19 protein-coding genes are annotated in these 14,627 nt (G+C 67.6%); 9 read left to right on the forward strand and 10 right to left on the reverse strand.

Annotated elements, in window-relative coordinates; genetic code table 11:
* Positions 1-29: 29 nt before the first annotated feature.
* The 9 genes from ACO1BU_RS27750 to ACO1BU_RS27790 all read left to right on the forward strand — a co-directional run bounded on the left by ACO1BU_RS27750 (position 30) and on the right by ACO1BU_RS27790 (position 3,548).
* On the forward strand, positions 30-269 hold the full coding sequence (locus ACO1BU_RS27750) for a hypothetical protein (protein ID WP_424139208.1): 240 nt from the start codon (positions 30-32) through the stop codon (positions 267-269).
* On the forward strand, positions 266-793 hold the full coding sequence (locus ACO1BU_RS27755; RefSeq protein WP_424139209.1) for an HNH endonuclease: 528 nt from the start codon (positions 266-268) through the stop codon (positions 791-793). Before ACO1BU_RS27750 ends, ACO1BU_RS27755 begins: the two co-directional genes overlap by 4 nt.
* Complete coding sequence (locus tag ACO1BU_RS27760) at positions 790-939, forward strand: hypothetical protein (protein ID WP_424139210.1); 150 nt, start codon at positions 790-792, stop codon at positions 937-939. Before ACO1BU_RS27755 ends, ACO1BU_RS27760 begins: the two co-directional genes overlap by 4 nt.
* Before the next feature lie 43 nt (positions 940-982).
* The gene (locus tag ACO1BU_RS27765; protein ID WP_424139211.1) at positions 983-1,528 is read left to right on the forward strand and encodes a hypothetical protein; all 546 of its coding nucleotides are present in this window, start codon (positions 983-985) and stop codon (positions 1,526-1,528) included.
* Between the two features lie 223 nt (positions 1,529-1,751).
* Entirely contained in the window at positions 1,752-1,940 is a 189-nt protein-coding gene (locus ACO1BU_RS27770; protein WP_424139212.1) for a hypothetical protein, read from the forward strand.
* The gene (locus tag ACO1BU_RS27775) at positions 1,940-2,077 is read left to right on the forward strand and encodes a hypothetical protein (RefSeq protein ID WP_424139213.1); all 138 of its coding nucleotides are present in this window, start codon (positions 1,940-1,942) and stop codon (positions 2,075-2,077) included. Before ACO1BU_RS27770 ends, ACO1BU_RS27775 begins: the two co-directional genes overlap by 1 nt.
* Complete coding sequence (locus tag ACO1BU_RS27780) at positions 2,070-2,390, forward strand: hypothetical protein (RefSeq protein WP_424139214.1); 321 nt, start codon at positions 2,070-2,072, stop codon at positions 2,388-2,390. The genes ACO1BU_RS27775 and ACO1BU_RS27780 overlap by 8 nt, the downstream gene beginning before the upstream one ends.
* Positions 2,387-3,322, forward strand: coding sequence for a hypothetical protein (locus ACO1BU_RS27785; RefSeq protein ID WP_424139215.1), 936 nt, complete (start codon positions 2,387-2,389; stop codon positions 3,320-3,322). The genes ACO1BU_RS27780 and ACO1BU_RS27785 overlap by 4 nt, the downstream gene beginning before the upstream one ends.
* Positions 3,315-3,548 (forward strand): helix-turn-helix transcriptional regulator, encoded by a 234-nt coding sequence (locus ACO1BU_RS27790; RefSeq protein WP_424139216.1) that lies wholly within the window; start codon positions 3,315-3,317, stop codon positions 3,546-3,548. Before ACO1BU_RS27785 ends, ACO1BU_RS27790 begins: the two co-directional genes overlap by 8 nt.
* On the opposite strand, the gene ACO1BU_RS27795 is transcribed toward ACO1BU_RS27790, so the two are convergent.
* The 10 genes from ACO1BU_RS27795 to ACO1BU_RS27840 all read right to left on the reverse strand — a co-directional run bounded on the left by ACO1BU_RS27795 (position 3,508) and on the right by ACO1BU_RS27840 (position 14,560).
* Positions 3,508-4,794: a tyrosine-type recombinase/integrase gene (locus ACO1BU_RS27795; RefSeq protein WP_424139217.1), complete on the reverse strand. Its 1,287-nt coding sequence runs from the start codon at positions 4,792-4,794 to the stop codon at positions 3,508-3,510. The two genes, ACO1BU_RS27790 and ACO1BU_RS27795, sit on opposite strands and share 41 nt — an antisense overlap.
* A gap of 131 nt (positions 4,795-4,925) precedes the next feature.
* Positions 4,926-5,348 carry a hypothetical protein gene (locus ACO1BU_RS27800; RefSeq protein ID WP_424139218.1) on the reverse strand — a complete coding sequence of 141 codons (423 nt, stop codon included), beginning with the start codon at positions 5,346-5,348 and terminating at the stop codon, positions 4,926-4,928.
* Positions 5,335-5,643, reverse strand: a complete 309-nt coding sequence (locus ACO1BU_RS27805) for a hypothetical protein (protein ID WP_424139219.1) — start codon at positions 5,641-5,643, stop codon at positions 5,335-5,337. The genes ACO1BU_RS27800 and ACO1BU_RS27805 overlap by 14 nt, the downstream gene beginning before the upstream one ends.
* The gene (locus ACO1BU_RS27810) at positions 5,640-7,922 is read right to left on the reverse strand and encodes a glycosyl hydrolase family 28-related protein (RefSeq protein WP_424139220.1); all 2,283 of its coding nucleotides are present in this window, start codon (positions 7,920-7,922) and stop codon (positions 5,640-5,642) included. The genes ACO1BU_RS27805 and ACO1BU_RS27810 overlap by 4 nt, the downstream gene beginning before the upstream one ends.
* Before the next feature lie 40 nt (positions 7,923-7,962).
* On the reverse strand, positions 7,963-8,403 hold the full coding sequence (locus ACO1BU_RS27815) for a hypothetical protein (protein WP_424139221.1): 441 nt from the start codon (positions 8,401-8,403) through the stop codon (positions 7,963-7,965).
* On the reverse strand, positions 8,403-10,112 hold the full coding sequence (locus ACO1BU_RS27820) for a phage tail protein (RefSeq protein ID WP_424139222.1): 1,710 nt from the start codon (positions 10,110-10,112) through the stop codon (positions 8,403-8,405). Before ACO1BU_RS27820 ends, ACO1BU_RS27815 begins: the two co-directional genes overlap by 1 nt.
* 147 nt (positions 10,113-10,259) lie before the next feature.
* On the reverse strand, positions 10,260-10,826 hold the full coding sequence (locus tag ACO1BU_RS27825; RefSeq protein WP_424139223.1) for a phage connector family protein: 567 nt from the start codon (positions 10,824-10,826) through the stop codon (positions 10,260-10,262).
* Positions 10,827-11,090: 264 nt separating this feature from the next.
* Entirely contained in the window at positions 11,091-11,924 is an 834-nt protein-coding gene (locus ACO1BU_RS27830) for a phage capsid protein (protein WP_424139224.1), read from the reverse strand.
* Positions 11,925-12,353: 429 nt separating this feature from the next.
* Positions 12,354-13,127, reverse strand: coding sequence for a capsid assembly protein (locus ACO1BU_RS27835; RefSeq protein WP_424139225.1), 774 nt, complete (start codon positions 13,125-13,127; stop codon positions 12,354-12,356).
* On the reverse strand, positions 13,124-14,560 hold the full coding sequence (locus tag ACO1BU_RS27840; RefSeq protein ID WP_424139226.1) for a portal protein: 1,437 nt from the start codon (positions 14,558-14,560) through the stop codon (positions 13,124-13,126). Before ACO1BU_RS27840 ends, ACO1BU_RS27835 begins: the two co-directional genes overlap by 4 nt.
* Positions 14,561-14,627 lie beyond the last annotated feature (67 nt).

Genomic DNA, 14,627 nt, shown 5'->3' on the forward strand with positions numbered 1-14,627 from the left:
AGCGCCAAAGACGAGATGGAGTACCGCGCATGAGCCGGAGGAAGGTCGAAATCCGGACGTGCGATCGATGCGATGCGCGGCAGGAGGTGAAGGAGGCGCACCAGGGCTATGAGTGGGCCATCATCGCAGCAGCAGAGCACAACGGCCCTAGCGCCATTGGATCGTTCAAGCCCCAAGGCGCCAAGGATATCTGCCCCGCATGCATGAGGGATCTCATGCGCTGGTGGGAATGCGGCAAGACCGTCGCAGCCACGGAGGCCCGCGCATGACCGGGAATGCGGAGGAGATCGCGCGGGTGTCGCTGCCCCGCACGGTCGATGAATTCAAGCGAAAGTCCAATGGCTTCCCCGAGTGGTTAGTAGCGAACGGCTCCGCGATCCTGAAGCCGACGAACGACTACGAGGTCATGCGCTTCAATGCACGCGAAGCCGTCGCGGTCATATACCGCAATGCCGGTCGAGCAATCACCTCGTGGAGTGGAGGGGCTGACGATGCCTGGGCCGCGTGGAAGTCAGGGAAGAGTTGGCGAGCCTGCGAGCGGGGCCAGCGGCCTAGGGGCAAGCGGCACAACCTTATCTTGACGCTTGCTCAGCGTGACGGATGGGGCTGCCTCTACTGCGCGCGTCCTCTGAGCCTGACAGAGGCGACGATTGAGCACGTGGTGTCTATCACCCACGGCGGTCCGACGCATCCGGCCAATCTCGCCCTCGCGTGCGCGCCCTGCAACGCCCAGGCGTCGCACCTATCGGCGGCCGAAAAGGTCCGCCTCGCCATAAGGAGGACCACTCCATGACCAGCCGAGGCTACGTCTGGAACGGCCACCCCTCCTGGACCATCTGGGGCGCCCGCGAGCGCGACCGCATCCGCCGTCACCGCCGCCTCATCCGGGGCGCCACCATCGCCCTCCTGTTCGTCGCTCTGGCGTGCGTGGGAGGGTGATATGACCGGACGAGAGAACCCCCACCCCACCGGAGGCGCCCCGATGAGCGCGGGGGGATGGCCGGGAGTGGTGGGAGTGAAGCAGGCCCGCCTGACCCACGCGCGCGAAATCACCGACATTGAGCGCGTGGTGAATGAGGCAGGTGGCGAAGCAACGATTGCCGAGATCGTCGCCATCATGTCGCAGATGGGCTGGCAGTCCTCAGCCCAAGTCGCCGCCCGCGTGGAGGAGGAACGCATAAAGGCGGTGAAGGAGCATGAGGCAGAAGCCGAGCGGCGCCTGACCGCCAAGTATCACGCCGCCCTGCCGGTGTTTGTGCGGGACCCCGGCGTCGCGGCGCACTGGCCCATGACCTCTCTGCGGGCGGCGCAAGACTGCGCCGAACGGGCGCGGTGGGAGGAGCGAGAGGCCTGCGCGGCGCTGTGCGATGCGTCAGCTCGGTTTGCTGCGGCAGGCGGTCCGCATAACTGCGACACCGTAAACGGCGCGCTCTGGTACGGCCGCAAACAGTACGCAGAAGAATGCGCCAAAGCCATCCGCGCCCGCGGCACCCGCCCCAGCCAGGCCGAGGGGGAGGGTCGGGTATGAGCGAGTGGCAAGAGGTTGAGACTGCCCCCAGGGATGGTAGCTTCGTGGACCTTTGGGTTCATGACAGCCTGCGGCAGGACGGCGAAAGATGGACCGATTGCCACTTTCGCAATGATCGCTGGTTCACGGCTGAGGGCGATCCGGTAGCACCGTACTCCTGGCTTTGGGTGACCCACTGGATGCCTCTCCCCACCCCTCCGGCGCGCGGGGCGGGAGGTGCGACATGAAGGCGCTCGCCCTGGTTTGCGTGGCCTTCCTGATGGTGGCTGGCGCCACCTTCATGACCGGCCGCGCGATTGAGGACGTGGTGAAGCAGCGCGGGCAATGGCGGTTCCAGCAGTGCCTCGCCATCCCGAAGCCGGAGAACGAGTGCCGGTTTCTGGCCGGGTTGGCCGTGAGGGAGGTGCCGTGATGCGCGAGATCACCGCCGCCATAGTCGGTGCGCTGCTGCTCGGCACGCTCCTCTTCCCAGAAAGCGCCGGCGAACGTGCGGCGTGGATGGTGAAGGCGTACCGCGCCGCGATGGAGAGGAGTGCCGGCCGTGGCTGAGCACAACCTCCCCGCCACGATCCCGCCCGAGCCGCGCCCGATTGCCCGCGACGTGGTGAAGGAGATCGCCATGGACATCGGCAAGGCGGTGGCGGAGCACATCGAGCGCATGTACCCGAAGGCAGTGGAGGCGGCATCCTCCACCTTCCTGCTCTCGGTGCGGAACTGCACCCACAACGAGATCATGGCCGCTTTAGAGACCACGGATGAGGACGCGATCCGCGCCCGGCTGGCCCGTCGCAAGAAGGAACGGCGCGAGCTGCGGGCGGTCTACCGCCGCATTCGGCGCCAGGATGCGGAGGCGGCTTCGTGATCGACATTGCCAAGCTCCGCAAGGTCCACGCCATGACCTGCAGCCCGAACCCGCACGAGGCAGCCGTGGCCTGGTCGAAGGTGGACGGCATCCTGAAGGCGGGCGGGAAGACGCGCCGCGCGCTGCCGGGACTGCTGAAGGAGGCGGAGCCTCCTGAACCCGCCGAGGCGGCAGGCTTCAACCCCTTCACCGGCTTCGATGACTGGATGGAGAAGCAGGAGCCCGGCTACCGCGCCCGCACGGCGCGTGAGCGTGCCGAGCGCCGCCAGCGAGAGAAGGACGAGCTCGCCGAACTGCTGCGGTTGTATGGCTCCATGGAGGCGCTGCAGGCGGACAATGCGATGCAGGCGGCCGTCGAGGCCGCAGCGGCGCCCTTCAAGGGCAAGGTGAAGCACCAGTTCGCCAATGGCGTCTTCGAGATGGACGGGCTGGATGGATGGTACGACAGCCTTTTCATCGATCGCGCCCCCGAGCGGGTGCAGGCTGCCATCGCGCGGGCCTTGCCCATGCCGGTCACCGTCACCGAGGCGAAGGCGGAGTATGACGCCTGGGAGGCGCGGGACCGCGAGTTGGGGCTGGCCTGGGATCGACTGGACGATACGCAGCTCTCGTTGCCCTGCCGTATTCGGCAAGAGATGGTTCGGAAGCTCTTTGAACGCGGCCTCCGCAGCCGGACGCTGGACGAGGTGCTGCTGCGGCAGCGGTACCTGCTGGATAGCAACAGCGGCCTTGGCGTCGAGGAAGCGGTTCTCGCTGACCTGGAGGCGCTGGCCGCTAAGGAGGCGCCACCCCGTCCCGCCGGCACGATCCCGCCCGAGGTAGACGGCCTGGACGCGCCGCGCGGCATGCCGAAGGAGCAGGCCATCGGCTGGGCCCGCGGCTGGAACGCCTGCCGGGAGGCGATGATGAAGGGAGCGGCCGCCAATGGCTGAGGCTGACACCGACACCCTGATCCGCATCGCGGAGGTGGAGCGGCAGGTCTCCCTCACCCGCTCCAGCATCTATCGCCGGATGCGGGCCGGCGTTTTCCCTCTGCCGGTGGACCTGGGCGGCGGGCAGGTGCGCTGGTGGCAGTCCGAGATCACCGCATGGAAACGCGACCGCCCGCGGACCCGGCTCATGCCGCCTCCGAAGCTGCCTGAAGCTGCGGCGGGATAATCGCCTCGATGCCGGGGATGCCTTCGGTGCCTCCCCGGCCCTCCAGCAGCAGATCCGCCCACTCCTGGGCCAGCTCGCGCCGCCGCTCCATGTAGGCGGAGCGGTTGTAGGCGGCCTCCACCTTGTTGCCTCGTTTGTGGGCCAGCATCAGGTCCACCACCGCCCGGTCCTGCTCGTTGGGGTGCCGGCTGTTCATGATGGTGGAAAAGGCGGCTCGCCAGCCGTGCGGGACGTGCTTGCCCCTCTGGCCGCTCTTCACCAGCAGATGCTCGATCGTGCTGGGTGACATGCCGCGGGCTGGCTCGTAGTAGTGACGGAAGACATATCCATTCCGGCCGTTGATCTGGCCAGCCGCCAGCAGGATCTCCACCGCTTGACGGGACAGCGGCACCTTGTGCTCGTGCCTCTCTCCTTCCTCGCCTTTCATCCGCTCCTTCGGGATGCGCCATAGGGGCTCGGGGCCGTCCAGGCCCTCCATCTCCCCCCAACGCGCGTCCGTCATTTCATTCTGACGGACGGCTGTCAGGGCCAGGAACCGATGCGCCAAGTGGGTCGCCACCTGTGCCCGTTGCCCCTCCGCTGCACGCAGAACGGCCTGCGCCTCGGCCAGCGTACCCACCGCCGGCCGCTGACCATTGGGCTTCTTCTTCAGCGCGCGCGCCACGATAGCGGCGGGGTCGCTCTCACCCACCCCGGCCGCGATCGCATAGACGAAGATGGCCGACATGCGCTGGCGGATGCGGTGCGCGATGGACACCGCCTTGCGCGCCTCAACCCTCCGCAGAAGGTCGAGCACCATCGGTGGCGTGATCCGGTTGATGGGCAGTTTTCCGAGAACCGGAAACACGTCATTCTCCAACGTGCTCAGGACCATCTTCCGGTGCTCGGGGACCCAATGCGGCTCCTCCTGCGCATACCAGGCGCGGCCGAACTCCTCGAAGGTAGACGCAGCCTCTGTGACGACGGAGGCGCGCGCCACCCGCTTCTCCAGGCCAGGGTCCTTCCCCTCGTCCAGCAGGCGTCGAGCCGCGTCACGCGCCTTCCGCGCCGCGCCGAGACCCACCGCAGGATACTTGCCCAGAGCCAGCATCTTTTCCTTACGGCCAGCGGCAGTCGCCACCTCATAGCGGTAGCGCCATAGCTTCGAACCGTTCGGCTCCACTTGGAGGTGCAGCCCTTTCTCGTCCGAGATGCGGTAGGACTTCGCCCGAGGCTCCGCAGCGCGCACCTCCTTGTCCGTCAGCATCCGTCGCCCCTTTTCATACCCGGCTTCCTACCCGGTTTGCCGCGCTCACTACCCGGTCCCGGTGAACCTCCTTGGGTCCACCGGAATGCCGACAGCCCCTGAAAATACGGCCTGAATGGGCCGGGGTGAAGTCAGATGGCAGTGTGTCCAGCAAACATGGAGGGCTCGCGGATCGCCCCGCCGCGCCTCACGGTGAAACGGTCCGCCGCCCAGGCCTCATCGCCCCCCAGCAGATGGCGGCAGAGCGGATGGCGTTCGATGATCCGGCGGACGGTGGAAACCATGCGCGCCGCCAGCGTATGATCCGCCGCCAGCACGAGGATCCGCAGCTCCGGCTGCACCGAAAGCCGCCAGGCGCACCACAACCCGATAAGCGTGGACTTGCCGCAGCCCCGGAACGCCATCAGCAGCAGGCGACGATCATCCCCCACATGGCGTGCCATCAACCAGCGCGCGATGCGTCGGTGCACGCCAGGGGTCGAAACCCCGTTACGCAGGTTCCAGGCATAAAGGAATTCGAGGAAGTTTGCTTCGGTCGCCTCAGGTGTCGCCATCCTCCGGCTTCTCCCCGCCCTCTTGATCTTCCTGTTCCGCCGCCCGGATGGATCGGCGGGCCTCGGCGATCAGCGTACCCGTCTCAGCCGAGGTGTCGGGCTCGCCACCACCACGATTCAGCTTCATCAGGTGCTCCAGATGCGCCAGCGCCGCGCGGGCGGCGGCGTGGTGCGCCGTGAAGGCCTTCGGGTCCTCATGCGTGCCTGGGGCAGGGCCACGTGAGACAAAGGTTTCGTAATCCTCCACCACCTTGCGGATGGCGCGGCGCAGTTCCTCGGGCGTCAGCGGGATCAAGACTTCACCACCCGCACGCGCACCGTGCCAAGATTGAGGTCCACCGCCGCGGCGGTCCGGTTCCAGGCCGTGACGGTGATGACATCCTGCGCACCCACTTGCGCCAGGAACACGACACCTGACGTGGACAGGCTGAAGGCCGCCTGCACGAAGTCACCGGGCCGTGCGCCACCGCAAGGCACATTGAGCTGCGCCGTCCCGCCTGCCGCGATGGAAGGCGGGTCCCAGGCCAGTTCTGCCTTCACCTCCCGCGCGCCATGCGGCAACTCCGGCGTTCCGTAGAGCACCGCCGGGCTCTCCGAAGGATCGCAGGCCAGGCGCATGCTCCGCACCTCGTAATCGATCCCGACCCGCGCCACACCGATGATCGCGGCCTGCACCTGTGGCGCGAGACGGATCACCTGAAGGCGCGTGAGACCGGTGTCGTTGCTATCCGCATTGCCCTGCCACCAGCGCGGGCCGGGCACGTAGCTGAGCGACATGCCGGATGCGCGGACCATCACGCCATCCGCTTCGGTCAGCAGCACATTGCCGGCCCCAAAGCACTGGATGACCATGCGTGGATCATCGGCGTCCACCGCCAGGGCGAACTCCTTGCAGCGGCGCGCATCCACCACAAAGCCCAGGCCGCGCCCGCCAGTCAGGATGACGCCCCGCTCCGTCAACGCGTAGCTGTCCAGCGCCTGAAAGGTGAAGTGCTGGAGCAGGCTGGAAGGACCGGTCACGTTGGTGGAAAGGCAGGCCAGCCTCTCGAAGCCGGTCTCGCTCGGGCTCCAGCGGATTGCGGCGGCACGCAGGTTCGGGACATCGGCGAGCGTACGCGTGGCCTCCCGGTGCGCCGCCGCCTGGTGGATGGCGCGGACGACGCTGCCAACGCGAGTGGCGGTCGGGGTGTAATCGATGTCGATGCCGTAGCCCTGGCTGGCCCAGGCCACCTCGTAAACATGATCCTGCGCGCCCGCGGTGTGGCGGGCGACAAAGGGGTCGCAGCCCTCCATCCGGATATTGCGGGCGATGATGCCGCGGGAATTCACCTGGATCAGAAACGGGATGCCGTCGATCGGCCGGTCACGCGACTGCAGCTCAAAGGCCGGACCATCAAAGACGTGGCGGTTATGCGCGACATAGGCGCCGGGCGCGGCCGAGAGGCGGATGCCATAGCGATCCTTGTCAGGCCAGGTCGCCAGCGAATGCGCGAAATGCCCACCATAATAACGCACCGAGGTGTTCCAGGCCGCGGCGCTCGCCGTGCGCACATCCAGCCCGTAGCGGTTGTCCACCATTCGGCCGAGATAAAGCGCGCTATCCTCGAAGCCGCGCTCCACGCCCAGTGTCTGCACGCCGATGGTGAACATCTCGACCTGACGTATGTCGATCAGGCCGGAATCCTGATTCTGAATCAGGATGCCGATGTCCCGCTCGTCCTCCCAGGAGGAAAGCGTGGCGCGGAGCACACGCAGGCCCTGGTAGATCTTGGCGCGGTTTCGCACGGCGCCGCCATCGCCGAGGGTCAGCGCAGCCTCCCCTCCCCCACCGGCATAGAGGATAGCGCCGCGCATGCTCAGCCCCGCCGCCGCACCCGGCAGAGTCAGCGGGATGGTGGTGCGGTAGGTGCCTTCCCCGATATCGAGGTGCTTGCCCGAGGCCGCGGCCGCATTCATCGCCGCCTGTAGCGCCGGGCCATCATCCGTCACGCCGTCGCCGATCGCGCCGAAGTCGCGGGCGGAGAGACGCTCGGCCAGCTTGTCCTCCACGGTGCGCGGAATCCCGCCAGGAAAGGGCGCGGAAAGCGTTGCCTCACCACGGGAAAAGGTGACGATGTTGCCCAGGCTGTCGAAGCCCAGCAGGCGGTTGGCACGGGCGGGGCGCAGCGGTAGCACGAACTGCCCGCCCACCTCTCCGGCGCCCTGGCGCAGTGTGCCCGTCAGGTCTTCGCGCAGCTCTTGCAACGCGGCGACCTGGCGGTCCAGCTCGTCATTCAACGTGTTGGCGCGCAACACGCCATTGGGCTGGTAATCGGTGACGCGCTCCATCACCAGGCGGCGGCGCAACACGACCTTGGCGCCAGAAGCAGGAGGCACGGCAAAGGTGATAAGCCCGCCTTCCGAGCTTCCTGCACCGGAAACGGCATAGCCGGTCGCAATGAGCAAGCCGTCGACATGCACTTCAATGTCATCGGGCCCAAAGACCGGAAAGGGGTAGACGAAGCCTCTCTGCGCGCCGTCCGCCACGTAGTGCACGCGCGGCGCGACGTCGCCGATGCGGATGTGCTCGGCCATCAGGGTTCTCCAGTTCTGCCGCGGGGGCGTGTCTCGGGGTTCAGTCCAGCAGGCTCTTGACGACGCGGCCTAGACCCTGCCCGGCGCGCACCCAGTCCGTCAGCGAACTGTCCTGGTCCAGCAGTGACTTCCGGCCGGCGGCCAGCTTCGCGGCATAGGTCACGTCATCCGCGTTCTGCGCCTGCTGAGCGGCGGTCTGGAGCCCGGTGGTCAGCGCCGCGGCGGAGCCCTCATTCGGGTTCACACCGCCGGCGGCCGACCTCGCCCGGGCGGAGGCGATGCTGCGGTCCAGCGCGCGCTGACGCTCCGCCGTATCCTGCGCCGCCTGCGCAGCCAGAATCTGCTGTTGCGCCGCCTGCTGGACCTGCGCGTTCTGCTGCTGAATCTGGGCGTTCTTCTTCTGCCGCTTCGCCTCCTGCGTCTGCGAGTAGATGGAGGCGCCGGTGGCGGCGAGCGTCACGATAGGGGCGAGCTGCGCCATCAGTCGGTCGTCCTCGTCTCAGTGGTCACGGAAAGCAGGGTGAAGGGCAGCGGTGTGTCGCTCTCGATGCGCCAGAGCGGCGCGATGGAGTCCCGCCGCCAGCCAAGGCCGCGCAGTGTCACGTCGCCGGTGAAGGCAGGTGGAGCCGCGTCCAGCATCGGCGTGTCCAGCCGCCGGAAGGGCACGGGCCGCGCCCCCTGGCCGAGATCGACCGAGAGGGCGCCCGTCTCGAGCAGGCGGAAAGTCACGGCGACAAGCCGCAACGGCCCCGTCCGCGCCCCATTGGCCGACACCGTTTCGGGCGGCATCGGCTCCACCACATGGACGAAGGGCAGACCCGCCTGCACGGAACCAACGGCCGGCTCGATGGTGATCGCGCCGTTCAGCACCATCGCCAGATCTCGCGGCGCGCCATCCGCCAGTATCGCGACCTCGCGGCCTTCCAGGTGGCCAAGCCCGGACCAGTCGGTGCCATCCGCGCTGCCAGCCATGATCGCCGCCGCGTCCAGGCGCATGGCATCGTCGAAGCGTTCCAGGCGGAAGCTGCCCGCGCGCTCCACCACGGCATAAACCGCGCCCTCCGTCTCCGCGAGGGAACGAAAGGCGCCATCGGTTTCCTGCCGCGTCCAGCCCGTCACCTCCTCGGCGCGGTAGATGGTCAGCGTGGCCAGGCTGCCATCCGCCATTGCCAGATGCAGCAGGCGTCGCACGGAGTCATAGGCCATGGAGATCGGCGAGACGATCAGATGCCGTGCGATCAGCGCCAGATCATTCGCCTGATAGGCCTGCTGCAGGTCGGTGTAAGAAAATTCATGGACCGCGCGGCCCGAGCGCGCCACGAAGACAGTCGTGCCGTCCACGTCGATGGGCGGCACGCGGTAGGCCGTTAGCGATCCCACCCGGGTCTGCCGTGTCACCTGGATCGCCGCCGGCGTCAGCGGGTCGCCAGTGACCATCCACTCGCCGCCCGAGGTGAAGACCTGTAGATGCCGCCCTGCGAAGACGGCGCAGACGGCGTTGAGCTGGTCGGACACAATGGTGAAGGCAATGGCCTGGTCATCAAGCCCCTCGCCAAGGTCAAAATTGCCGATATCGGCGGTGCGCGAGAACCAAAGCCGGTTCGGCAATGCGCGCGATCCGCCGAACACCAGGCGCCCTTGATGGAAGCACGCGCTGACGGGCCAGCCATGGACGGGGCTAAAGGCGGCTTCATCCCAGTCCGCCGTGGTGTCGGTGGAGGCAAGCGTGTCGATCACCGTCGCCGTCACCGTGGTGGCGGAAGTGACAGCCGTGACCTGCAGCCGCCGCCCGGCAATGCGAAACTGCGTTCCCAGATGGCCTGGGCCGAAGATCTCCGCCGAGGCGGTCACGATCACCGATCCGGTCGTGCCGCTCGCGCTCAACGCAACGGAGGGCGGCGCGAAGCGGAAGAATGGCATGGCCGTGAAGTTAAACGGCACAACGGACCAGGCGCCGGCCTCGGAACGGGTGATGGCCTGCGGCGGCATGGCCGGATGCAGCAGCAGCAGCGTGCCGGCATTCTGAGTGAAGGCGAGCTGCGGCAACATACCGGCATTCCAGGGGCCAGGCACCTCGGCAACGAGCATATCGCCCCCGAAGATGCGGACGCTGCCCGGCAGCAGGACCAACAGGAAGGTCAGTTCCGTGCTCGCCTCAAAGGGAATGAGGCGCCCATAGCCCGGCAGCATGGCCAGATGGCGCAGCCCTGGGCGGCGCTGTACGCCGCCGGTGGGCTGGATGAAGACATTGCGCAGCTTCGCCGCGCCCGGACAGCTCCGGCGCCAGCTCGCCCGCGGTGAAAGCGGTCTTGGCGCGCTTGTGGACGGCCATCGCGCTCAGCCCCGCACACCAAGAAGGGGAAAATCCTCGATGCCTTTGGGCGTCGCCTGCTGGCTATCGGCCAGCCGCGCCTGCCGCAGCTCGGTCTCTGCGAGACGGTGTAGCATCTCGGCGCGCGACGTGACTTCCGTCAGCGGCAGGCAAAACTCCGCCGCCAACCTTGCGACCAGCGCGGCGGCGAAGAAGGGCGGGAAGTCGCTTTCGGCTGGGCGGAAAACATAAGTAAGCGTGACCTCCGCAGGATCTGCGTGCAGGCGTCCCTCATGAATGCGGTAGGGAATACCCCTGCCCCGCCCGCTGCCGGCCGAGATGACGCGCAGCAAATCCGCCGGCAACTGGAAGGCGTTGGCCAGGTCGGCCACTGGCACCGCCTCCAACCGGTTCAGTTGCATCTGCCCCGTAGCGAAGGACCAGGGATGACAGGAGAGCAGCGCGTCCCGCGTGCTCGGGTAGAGATTCGCGGCCACCTCCGCCTCGGCCGTTCCTTCCTCAAGGGAAGCGATCGGCTGCGCGCCGAGTTTGAGCAGCGCGCGCGAGCAGAGGGCGAGGGCGGAGAGCGCCATCGGATCGATGCTCCCTGGATCGGGGTTTGAAGGGGATGCGCGGGGGCCGGCGCCAGTGCGGCCGCGAACGTCGCGCCAGTTCGGCGCGGAACAGGCGGCGCATCCATGGCGCCGGCCCCTCGCGCGGCGCGCGCCATACGGCGCGCGCAGGATCTCATTGAATGGAAGGCGCAACCTGGCCGGGGAGCGGCACTGGCGCTCCGAACTCAAAGGAGAAGGGAACCGGTGCGTGGGGGAAGAATTCCTTCTTCCCCCAGCTTTTCCTCACTCCGCCGCGCGCATCCGCACGACGCCGGAGTCGTCGATCATGACGGCGCCCTGGCTCATCATGTTGTTGACGAAATGGGCTGCGCGGTCGCCGTGCCAGGTGATGTCGGTCACCACGTCCTGCGCCACCGCATGACCAATGGCCGTGCGGTGATAGAAGTAGCAGAAGCGCAGGTTGCCGCTCTTCGTCAGGCCGGAATGCGGCAGCCACAGCGCGCCCAGCCAGCGCTTCGCCTGCATGCCCTTCCAGGGCAGATCAGCATCGCCGACATACTGCGAGTTGGCGAATTCCTCGATCTGCAGCAACTGGCTCCACTGCTTCCAGCCCACTACGGCAAAGCGGTTGCCGTCATCCGGCACATCGGCCGCGCCAAGCTTTTCGAAGGCAAGCAGCACCTTCGCCTTGGTCAGCCCGTCAGTGTCGGTCGTGCCGGCCGCGGTGCCCACCGCCTCCTGCGTCGCGGTGTCGAGCGCGGCGACGATCAGCTCGTCCGTCTTACGGCCCAGCGCATAGGCGCCGGCATTGGCAACGACGTTCCGCTCGTCGACATTGGTCTTGATCTCGTCGAGCCGGTCGACCCACTCGCCCGCATAATAGTCCTGCAGGAAGCACTCGACCGCGGAGTATTCGAGATTCATCACGGGCACGACGCCGTTGCGTGCCTTGGCCGCCGCCATGCCCTTGCCGACGCGCGGAAAGACAGTGGAGGCACCGGCAACGCCGGTCTTGGAGCGGACAGTTGGGCGCAGCTTGCTGCCCTGACGCTGGAAGGCCTCATGTACCTCGGCCTGGAACTGCTTGACGAAAGCCTGGTCGATCGTGGCGGACACGCATGTCCTCCTTCGCGGATGGGTTCAGGGAAATGCGGCCAGTCCGGTTGGCACGCCCTATCGGGACGGGGCCGGGCAGGCCGCGGAACGGCACGCGCCCGCGCCCGGCATCTCGAAAGGTGCCAGTTGCGGGTTGGTCGGGCCGGAAAGACGGAAATGCGAAAAGGGCCCTGTCCGGACGACGGACAGGGCCCTTTCGGAAAGGGTAGGACGGGGGCGGGCGGCACCAGGGGGAAGTAGGGGCGCCACCCGCCCCCGTAGCCGGTCCGCACGAGGGGGGATGCGGGACCGGCGGCGAACGGGGGTCACCCTTGGGGGGATGCAGTCAGTGACCGCCCGTCGCAGAGAGCTGTCGGAAAAACGTGGCTCCCCGACTCGGGTTTCAGAAGGTTAGCCCGATTTCCTGATGGTCCGGTTGAGGGCCCTGCATCACCCTCCCGTGAGGCGCCGGAAGCCATCCGTGACTCGTTTCACGAAGTCCGGCTCGCGGGACCGCCAGTAACGCGGATCCCGCATCATGCGACGTAGCGCCGCCTCGTCCATCGCCTCGGGCGGTGCCGCCTGACGCGCCAGGGCAGGCTCGCCTTTCTCCATCATGCGGTGCAACGCGATCACACCCTCCGCGGTGGTGGAAAGAGCGGCCAGTACCTCCTCCGGCAGGTTCGCACGGCCCCAGGCGCTGATCTGCTTTGCCGTCCGGCGAAACCGCTCCTCGCCGCCGAATTCGGCACGGAGCCGGTCCCGGTGTCGCTCCGCCTCGAACTGGGAAGCCGCCTCGGCCACGATCGGCAACAATCGCTCTGCTGCCAGATCATAGACCAGCTGCACCTGGGCCGGCGTGAAGCCCGCCCGGTGCAGCGCCGCATTCACCTCTGCATCGGCCCCAACCAACTCATGCTTCGGCTCCACCCTGTATTCCTCGGGCGATTCAGGCACGCCGATGGCACGGCGGAAACGTAGCCTCTCCTCCTCCGGCGCGTCATCGCCCGGGGGCATGAAGCGAGCGGAAAGCTTTCGCTCTAGCTCACGATACGATTTCAGCAACGCATCCACGCGCAGCGCACCACGCTCGGCGTCCCAGAACTTCTCCGGAACATCCTCCGGTCGCTCCGCCAACTGCGGTGCCTCCGGCCCGGGTGCTTCAGGCACTGGCATGTCCTGCCCGGCCGATACCGGTCCGACGTCCAGCAGGTTCTCACTCATGTGCTGGGTTGCTCCTGATTGGGCGCGGAAGCGGTGCCGGGCACGGGAGCCAGGACCGCGCTCGGCGCAGAAAGAGTGCGGGCGAGGTGCCGGGCTGCGGCCGGCAGATCGACCACGGCGGCAGCACCCGGACCAAGTGCTGCGATCGCCTGGAGGAAGAGCAATGTATTCGCTGCGTCGGCCCGTCCCTGCACGCGGGCGAGCGGAGACTGATAGGCAATGCGTGCCTCCTGCCCGTCCAGCAGGATCGGCGGTACCTCTCCCCGGCGGCGCAGGATCGAAAGGCATCGCGCCACGAGCGGCGTCAGCAACTCCGCCTGCAGCCTTCCATAGGTGGCGCCCAGCAGCCGCGCCGTCTCCGCGCTACGCTCCAACACCTCGGTCGCCGTCATATTCGTGCGCTGCGGCGCCGCCAGCCGGTCCGCGAGCAGCGCAGCCCGGATCCGCCCACGCATGTCGGACAGCACGAGCTGCGACACGTCGAAGGATCCCGGCGCTGCCAGCGGCGTGAGCCCGGAGGAACCAACAGCCTTGGGAATGATAGATCCCGGCTCCAGCCGCACCGTTGCCGGGTTCAGCACGCCATCGTCATCCGCCTGCCAGATGCCGGTTGCCGCGATGGAGGCGTTCTTCAGCACCAGTTCCACGACCTTGTTGGCCGTGCGGATATCCGGCAGTGCCTTCATCACGGGGCCGCGGCCATAGGTCTCGCCCGGCGCCTTCATCCAACGAAAGGCCAGGAAAGGGCTTTCCTCGAAGCGCCCCTCGGCCAGCGGGATGCCCTTCCCGTCCCGCTCCAGCACCGCTGCGAAGCGTGGTCCGCCGAAGCCCGGCCACACCGCCTCGATCACCCGGTGCGTCGCATCCGGATTCTCGGAGCGAAACAGGTCCGGCGGCAGCATCGCGCGGGGATAGCGCGCGGCGATCGCATCCGCGCTCAGCCCGACCAGCCGGAACACCGTGTCCAGCCGGCCCGACGCGCCCTCCTCCAGCACCGCCTCCCGCAACGGTACAGCCGTGAAGCGCAGAGCCGAGGACTCGCCGGGCGGCGCCTCCTCCACCAGCACCACGCCAGTGCCGGCCACCACCAGGTCCAGGAAGGCCTGATGCATTTCCAGCGCGAAGTTGGAACGGTCCAGATGCCCCTGCAGCACCTCCGCTGCCCGCTCCAGCACCGCTGCCAGCTCCGGATCCGCCCCCTCATCCACCGGGGCCAGCCCAAACCATCGCGACCATGGCGGCGTCAGCTCGGCCAGCAGGGAAGCCGCGAGGTTCTCCGCCGCATCCGCCGCGGTGCCGTCGTGTAAGGTCGGCCCGCCACCGCCCGGATTCGTCGCCAGCACATGGTCATAGCAATCGCGCCACACGCTTTCCCAGGGACGGCGGCGATCCAGCGCGCGCTCGGCGCGGAGAATGATTTCGTCGGGCGTCATGCCGCGCCACCTCGCGGCGCGGGATCAATCCTGTCGCCCATGGGCCTGCTCGCTCCTGTCTGCGGAA

The sequence above is a fragment of the Roseomonas chloroacetimidivorans genome (genome assembly GCF_049629625.1).
GTDB classification, from domain to species: Bacteria; Pseudomonadota; Alphaproteobacteria; order Acetobacterales; family Acetobacteraceae; genus Roseomonas; species Roseomonas chloroacetimidivorans.

Coding starts and splice junctions, on each gene's coding strand:
- ACO1BU_RS27840 (WP_424139226.1), bottom strand. CDS start 14,560: ATGACGCCCGACGAAATCATTCTCCGCGCCGAGCGCGCGCTGGATCGC.
- ACO1BU_RS27790 (WP_424139216.1), top strand. CDS start 3,315: ATGGCTGAGGCTGACACCGACACCCTGATCCGCATCGCGGAGGTGGAG.
- ACO1BU_RS27820 (WP_424139222.1), bottom strand. CDS start 10,112: ATGCTGCCGGGCTATGGGCGCCTCATTCCCTTTGAGGCGAGCACGGAA.
- ACO1BU_RS27765 (WP_424139211.1), top strand. CDS start 983: ATGAGCGCGGGGGGATGGCCGGGAGTGGTGGGAGTGAAGCAGGCCCGC.
- ACO1BU_RS27760 (WP_424139210.1), top strand. CDS start 790: ATGACCAGCCGAGGCTACGTCTGGAACGGCCACCCCTCCTGGACCATC.
- ACO1BU_RS27755 (WP_424139209.1), top strand. CDS start 266: ATGACCGGGAATGCGGAGGAGATCGCGCGGGTGTCGCTGCCCCGCACG.
- ACO1BU_RS27810 (WP_424139220.1), bottom strand. CDS start 7,922: ATGGCCGAGCACATCCGCATCGGCGACGTCGCGCCGCGCGTGCACTAC.
- ACO1BU_RS27775 (WP_424139213.1), top strand. CDS start 1,940: ATGCGCGAGATCACCGCCGCCATAGTCGGTGCGCTGCTGCTCGGCACG.
- ACO1BU_RS27770 (WP_424139212.1), top strand. CDS start 1,752: ATGAAGGCGCTCGCCCTGGTTTGCGTGGCCTTCCTGATGGTGGCTGGC.
- ACO1BU_RS27835 (WP_424139225.1), bottom strand. CDS start 13,127: ATGAGTGAGAACCTGCTGGACGTCGGACCGGTATCGGCCGGGCAGGAC.
- ACO1BU_RS27795 (WP_424139217.1), bottom strand. CDS start 4,794: ATGCTGACGGACAAGGAGGTGCGCGCTGCGGAGCCTCGGGCGAAGTCC.
- ACO1BU_RS27750 (WP_424139208.1), top strand. CDS start 30: ATGAGCCGGAGGAAGGTCGAAATCCGGACGTGCGATCGATGCGATGCG.
- ACO1BU_RS27825 (WP_424139223.1), bottom strand. CDS start 10,826: ATGGCGCTCTCCGCCCTCGCCCTCTGCTCGCGCGCGCTGCTCAAACTC.
- ACO1BU_RS27815 (WP_424139221.1), bottom strand. CDS start 8,403: ATGGCGCAGCTCGCCCCTATCGTGACGCTCGCCGCCACCGGCGCCTCC.
- ACO1BU_RS27800 (WP_424139218.1), bottom strand. CDS start 5,348: ATGGCGACACCTGAGGCGACCGAAGCAAACTTCCTCGAATTCCTTTAT.